The sequence below is a fragment of the Modestobacter sp. KNN46-3 genome (assembly GCF_011039295.1).
Map to the genome: position 1 here is coordinate 1 of NZ_JAAKGN010000212.1, position 6,363 is coordinate 6,363.

4 protein-coding genes are annotated in these 6,363 nt (G+C 73.2%); all 4 read left to right on the forward strand.

The window, feature by feature from the left end:
- The first annotated feature begins 175 nt into the window (after positions 1-175).
- On the forward strand, positions 176-1,603 hold the full coding sequence (locus G5C62_RS24715) for an FtsW/RodA/SpoVE family cell cycle protein (RefSeq protein WP_164703099.1): 1,428 nt from the start codon (positions 176-178) through the stop codon (positions 1,601-1,603).
- Positions 1,600-3,039, forward strand: a complete 1,440-nt coding sequence (locus tag G5C62_RS24720; protein WP_164703100.1) for a penicillin-binding protein 2 — start codon at positions 1,600-1,602, stop codon at positions 3,037-3,039. The genes G5C62_RS24715 and G5C62_RS24720 overlap by 4 nt, the downstream gene beginning before the upstream one ends.
- Positions 3,039-4,766, forward strand: coding sequence for a serine/threonine-protein kinase (locus G5C62_RS24725; RefSeq protein ID WP_164703101.1), 1,728 nt, complete (start codon positions 3,039-3,041; stop codon positions 4,764-4,766). The genes G5C62_RS24720 and G5C62_RS24725 overlap by 1 nt, the downstream gene beginning before the upstream one ends.
- A 136-nt stretch (positions 4,767-4,902) precedes the next feature.
- A partial coding sequence (gene pknB / locus G5C62_RS24730; RefSeq protein ID WP_164703102.1) for a Stk1 family PASTA domain-containing Ser/Thr kinase occupies positions 4,903-6,363 on the forward strand: 1,461 nt, incomplete at its 3' end.

Sequence of the window (6,363 nt, forward strand, 5' to 3'; positions counted from 1 at the left end):
CGGCGAGCGCGGCGCGACCGGCGGCCGACCGGGGGTCGACCTCCCGCTGGCCCACGTGGTCGCCGGCGGCGCCGTCGACGACCGGCTCGACGAGCACGCCACGGCCGTCGTCCTCGACGACCTCGGCGCTGTCCCGTTCCGGTGAGCCGGGAGTGGACTGCCGGGAGGCCGACTAGTGGCTGCGCCGGTCAACGGCCCCGGCACCGACCCGCGCGCTGCCATCGCCCCCGGCACGGCCATCCCCACCCGACGGGGCACCGAACTGCTCCTGCTCGGCTTCGCGGTGCTCATCACGCTGGCCGCGCACCTGATCATCGACATCACCGTCACCGGGTCCCCGGGCACCGAGCTGGTCACCTTCGGCATCTGGTTCTCCGCGCTGTGGGTCGTCGCGCACGTCGTCGTCCGGCGGTTCGCGCCCTACGCCGACCCACTGCTGCTGCCCTGCGTCGCGGTGCTGTCCGGGCTGGGCCTGTCGATGATCCACCGGCTGGACATCGCCGGTACCCAGCTCGGCGGCAGCAGCTCCGCGAGCGTGGACGCCCCGGTCCAGTTGGTGTGGGCCACGGTCGGGCTGGTGCTGTTCGTCGCCGTCCTGGTCATCGTGCGCGACCACCGGGCGCTCGCCCGCTTCGCCTACACCCTCGCCCTCATCGGGCTGGTGCTGCTGGCGCTCCCCGCGGTGCTGCCGAACTCGGAGATCAACGGCGCCAAGCTGTGGATCCGGTTCGGCGGCTTCTCCATCCAGCCCGGTGAGTTCGCCAAGATCTGCCTGATCGTCTTCTTCGCCGCCTACCTGGTCGACAAGCGCGACGTGCTGGCGCTGGCCAGCCGCCGGGTGCTCCGCCTGGAGCTGCCGCGCGGCCGCGACCTCGGCCCGGTGCTGCTGGCCTGGGTCGCTTCGATCCTGGTGCTGGTCTTCGAGCGCGACCTGGGCAGCTCGCTGCTGCTGTTCGGCATCTTCGTGGTGATGCTCTACGTGGCCACCGAGCGCGCGAGCTGGCTGGTCATCGGCCTGCTGCTGTTCGCCGGCGGTGCGTTCGTCGCCTACCAGCTCTTCAGTCACGTCCGGGTGCGGGTGGACACCTGGCTGGACCCCTTCGCCTACGCCGACACCGGCGGCTACCAGGTGGTCCAGTCGCTGTTCAGCCTCGGCACCGGCGGTCTGTTCGGTGCCGGCCTCGGCGGCGGGCGGCCGGACCAGGTGCCGGTCGCCAAGAGCGACTTCATCGCCGCCGCGATCGGTGAGGAGCTGGGGCTCTTCGGCCTGGTCGCGATGATCGTGATCTACCTGGTGCTGGTCGAGCGGGGGCTGCGCACCTCCCTGGTGGTCCGCGACGGCTTCGGCAAGCTGCTGGCCGCCGGGCTGGCCTTCTCCCTCGCCTGGCAGGTCTTCGTCGTCCTGGGCGGGGTCACCGGGCTGCTGCCGCTCACCGGGCTGACCACGCCCTTCCTCGCCTACGGCGGATCGTCCCTGGTCGCGAACTTCGGGCTGGTGGCGCTGCTGGTGCGGATCAGCGACGCCGCCCGCCGACCGGCCGCCACGGCCGCGACCACGCCGCCGAGGCTCACCGATGCCCCGACCGAGGTGGTCCAGCCGTGAACGCCCCGCTGCGCAAGGTGGCGATCAGCGTGCTGGTGCTGTTCACCCTGCTGATCGTCAACGTCAACGTGATCCAGGTGCTCCGCGCCGACGACCTGCGCGCGGACGCCCGCAACACCCGCGTGCTCACCGAGGAGTACGGCCGGGAGCGCGGGGCGATCGTCGTCGACGGCAACGAGATCGCCTCCTCCGTGGAGACCGACAGCACCCTGCGGTACCAGCGCACCTACGCCAACGGGCCGCTGTACGCAGCGGCCACCGGGTACTACTCGGTGCTGTTCGGCAACCGCGGGATCGAGCGGGTCGAGAACGACGTCCTGCGTGGCACCGACGACCGGCTCTTCGGCCGGCGGCTGGCCGACCTGTTCACCGGCCGGGACCCCTCCGGCGGCAACGTCGAGCTCACCTTGGACCCGGCCGTGCAGGAGGCGGCGATGGCCGGCCTGGCGGGTCACGTCGGCGCCGTCGTCGCCCTCGACCCGTCCACCGGGGCGGTCCTCGGCCTGGCCAGCACGCCCACGTACGACCCGGGCCAGTTGGCCGGCAGCGACACCGCCGCGGTCCGCGCCTACGCCGAGCAGCTGGACGCGATGGAGACCGACCCGCGGACCAACCAGGCCATCTCCGAGCGCTACCCGGCCGGCTCGATCTTCAAGGTCGTCGTCGCCGCCGCAGCGCTGGCCAGCGGCGACTACACGCAGGAGACGGTCATCCCGGCTCCCCAGGACTACATCCTGCCGGGCACCTCCACCGACCTGCAGAACTTCGGCAACGAGCCCTGCAGCCCGACGGGCGAGCAGCCGTTGATCGACGCGCTCACCATCTCCTGCAACACCGCCTTCGCCCAGCTCGGCATCGAGCTGGGCGAGGACGCGGTCCGGGAGATGGCCGAGGCGTTCGGCATCGACGGGGAGCGCTTCGAGATCCCGCTGACCGTGCAGGGCAGCACGATCGGCGACATCGAGAGCGACGCCGCGCTGGGGCAGACCTCGATCGGACAGCGGGACGTCGCCCTGACCCCGATGCAGGCCGCGATGATCGCCGCCGCGGTCGCCAACGACGGGGACCTGATGAACCCGTACCTGGTCGAGTCGATCCAGGCCCCGGACCTCTCGGTGCTCGACCAGACCGAGCCCGAGCAGCTGTCGGAGCCCTTCTCCGAGGAGGTCGCCGACCAGCTCACCGCGATGATGACCAACGTCGTCGACGAGGGCACCGGCCGCCGCGCCCAGATCAGCGGCATCGAGGTGGCCGGCAAGACCGGCACCGCGGAGAACGCCGGCCCCGACCACAACTGGTTCATCGGCTTCGCGCCTGCGGACGACCCGAGCATCGCCGTGGCGGTCTTCATCCGCAACGGCGGCGGCACCGGCGGGGACGTCTCCGCCCCGATCGCGCGCTCGGTCATCGAGGCCCACCTGCAGGGCGGCGGCTGATGGCTGTCCGCGTGGGCAGCCAGCTGGCCGGCCGCTACGAGATCACCGCCCCGATCGCCACCGGTGGGATGGGGGAGGTCTGGCAGGCCCGCGACCGCACCCTCGGCCGGATCATCGCGGTCAAGGTGCTGCGCAGCGAGTACACCGGCGACTCGAGCTTCCTCATCCGGTTCCGGAACGAGGCCAGGCACACCGCCGCCCTGTCGCACCCGAACATCGCCTCGGTCTACGACTACGGCGAGACCACCCAGGACGGCCAGCGCCTGGCCTACCTGATCATGGAGTTCGTCGAGGGCAAGCCGCTGGTCACCATCCTGGCCGAGCGCGGGCGGCTCACCGCCGAGCAGACCCTCGACGTCCTCGGGCAGGCCGGCGACGGCCTCTCCGCCGCGCACGACGCCGGCATGGTGCACCGGGACATCAAGCCCGGGAACCTGCTCGTGCGGCCGGACGGCGTGGTCAAGCTGACCGACTTCGGCATCGCCTACGCCCGCGACGCCGCCCCGCTCACCCGCACCGGGATGGTGGTCGGCACCGCGCAGTACCTCTCCCCCGAGCAGGCCCAGGGGCACGTGGTGACCGCCGCCTCCGACGTCTACTCGCTCGGCGTGCTCGGGTACGAGTGCATCGCGGGGGTGCGTCCCTTCGACGGCGAGTCGCAGGTGGCGATCGCGCTGGCGCAGATCAACCGACCCCCGCCCCCCATGCCGGCGGACGTGCCGTGGCAGGTGCGGGCGCTGATCGAGCGTGCCCTGGCCAAGGACCCCGCGGCACGCTTCCCCGACGGCGCGGCCTTCGCCGCCGCGGTGCGGCAGGTGGCGGCCGGCGGCCCCGTGCCGGCCGCCACCGCGATGACCCAGGTGGTCGGGGACGACGGCACGGCGACCACGATGTTCCCGGCGACCGGTCCGGGCACCACCGTGAACCCCTCGACCGCGCCCCGCACCATGCCCCCGCTGCACGGCCCCCCGGTCGACGGTGACGGTGCGAGCAGCTGGACCGGTGACGAGGCCGACCCGCAGGACCTCCGCCGGACCCGGCTGCTGTGGGCCGCGGCGGCGCTGGCCCTCGTCGGGCTGGTCGCCGCCGGGGTGTTCCTCGTCCTCTCCAGGTCCGACGACCCGGACAGTTCGGCGGCGCCGGGTGGCGCCAGCTCGCCCTCGGCATCCGCATCGGCGTCCACCAGTGCCTCCGGGGCCATCGCGTTCGACGTGGCCGACTACGTCGGGGACGACGCCGATCTGGTCAGCGCCCAACTCGTGGGCCAGGGCTTCACGGTGCGGCAGGAGGACGCCACTGCGGACGAGCTGGAGGAGGCCGGGATCGCGCTGGCCGAGAACGACGTCGTGACCGCCTCCCCCGCGCGCGGTCCCCTCGCGGAGGGGGCGACGATCACGCTCGCCGTGGCCGCCCAGGCCTACGCCCCCGGGGACGCCGGGGACGCCGGGGAGAGCAGTGCCCCGCCGCCGGCGGCACCGGCACCCGACGACGGGGACGACGAGGGCGAGGACGGCGGGCCGACCACCCCGACGACCGCCACGGTGACCGCGACGGTGACCCAGCGGAGCTCGACCAGCTCCAACACGTCGACCACCACCCCCACCAACACCCCGACCAACACACCGACCAGCGAGCCCGTCGACCCGGCCCCGTCTTCGTCTCCGGCCGCCTCTGTCTCCTCGAACGCGGACGCACCGTCAGCGGGCAGCATCTCAGGCAACCAGTGACACACGCGTCCCGAGGCGCTCGCGTCGCGCCTGCCGCGAGCCCGCCAGCGATTAGGCTCCGCGACGGCGTACCGCTCCCCGGTCCAGCCACCCCGGAGCCGCGACCGCCGCACCGCACCACCCGAGAGGACCACCGATGACCACCCCCCAGGTGCTCGGCGAGCGCTACGAGATCGGCGGGGTGCTCGGCCGCGGTGGCATGGCGGAGGTGCACCGGGGGCGCGACCTCCGGCTGGGCCGGGAGGTCGCGGTCAAGGTGCTGCGCCAGGACCTCGCCCGCGACCCGTCGTCCCAGGTCCGGTTCCGCCGCGAGGCCCAGGCCAGCGCATCGCTGAACCACCCGGCGATCGTCGCGGTCTACGACACGGGGGAGGACCGCACCGCCACCGGCGCGACCCCGTACATCGTCATGGAGTACGTCGAGGGCGACACCCTGCGCGACGTGCTCCGCCGCGAGCGGCGCCTCCCCCCCGAGCGCGCCATGTCGCTCACCGCCGACATCTGCGCCGCGCTGGACTTCAGCCACCGCAACGGCATCGTGCACCGGGACGTGAAGCCCGGCAACGTCATGATCACGCCGCAGGGCACCGTGAAGGTGATGGACTTCGGCATCGCCCGGGCGGTCTCCGACTCCGCCGCGACGATGACCTCGACGGCCGCCGTGATCGGCACCGCCCAGTACCTCTCCCCCGAGCAGGCCCGCGGCGAGGGCGTCGACGCCCGCTCCGACGTCTACTCCGCCGGGTGCCTGCTCTACGAGCTGGTCACCGGCACCCCGCCCTTCACCGGCGACTCCCCCGTCGCCGTCGCCTACCAGCACGTGCGGGAAGACCCCCGGACGCCGTCGTCGATCAACCCGGAGATCACCCCGGAGCTCGACGCCATCCTGCTCAAGGCGATGAGCAAGAACCCGGCGAACCGCTACCAGTCCGCCGCCGACATGCGCGCGGACCTGCTGCGCGCCGTCGCCGGCCAACGGGTCGAGGCGACACCGGTGATGAGCGACGCCGAGAAGACCACGATCATCGGCGTGACCCCCGGCGGGTACGGCAACGACGAGTGGGACGACGGGCAGGCCGATGACAAGCGCCGGCGCAACCGGATCATCGCGATCGTCGTCGCCGTCGTCGTGCTGATCGCCGGCGGCGTCGGCCTGGCCCTGGCCCTGACGTCCGGGGGCGACGAGCCCGAGGCCCCCGTGGTCGAGCAGGTCGCGGTGCCCGATCTGGTCGGTGACCCGCAGGCCGACGCCGAGGCCGAGATCCTGGCCGCGGGCCTGCAGGTCGGCACGGTCACCCGCGAGCCGAGCACCCAGGCCCAGGAGGACACCGTGCTCAGCTCGAACCCGGCCGCGGGCACCCAGCTGGACCCGCAGGAGCCGGTGGACCTGGTCGTCGGCGGCGGCCCCAACACCATCGCCGTGCCCAACGTGCTGGGCGACGACCAGGACGAGGCGATCGACCGGCTGGAGGGCGCCGGCTTCACCGGGAGCACCAGCACCGATCAGGTCGACAGCCTGCAGCCCGCCGGCACCGTCGTGGGGCTCGACCCCACGCCGGGCAGCCAGGCCGCCCCGGACGTGTCGTTCCGGCTGAGC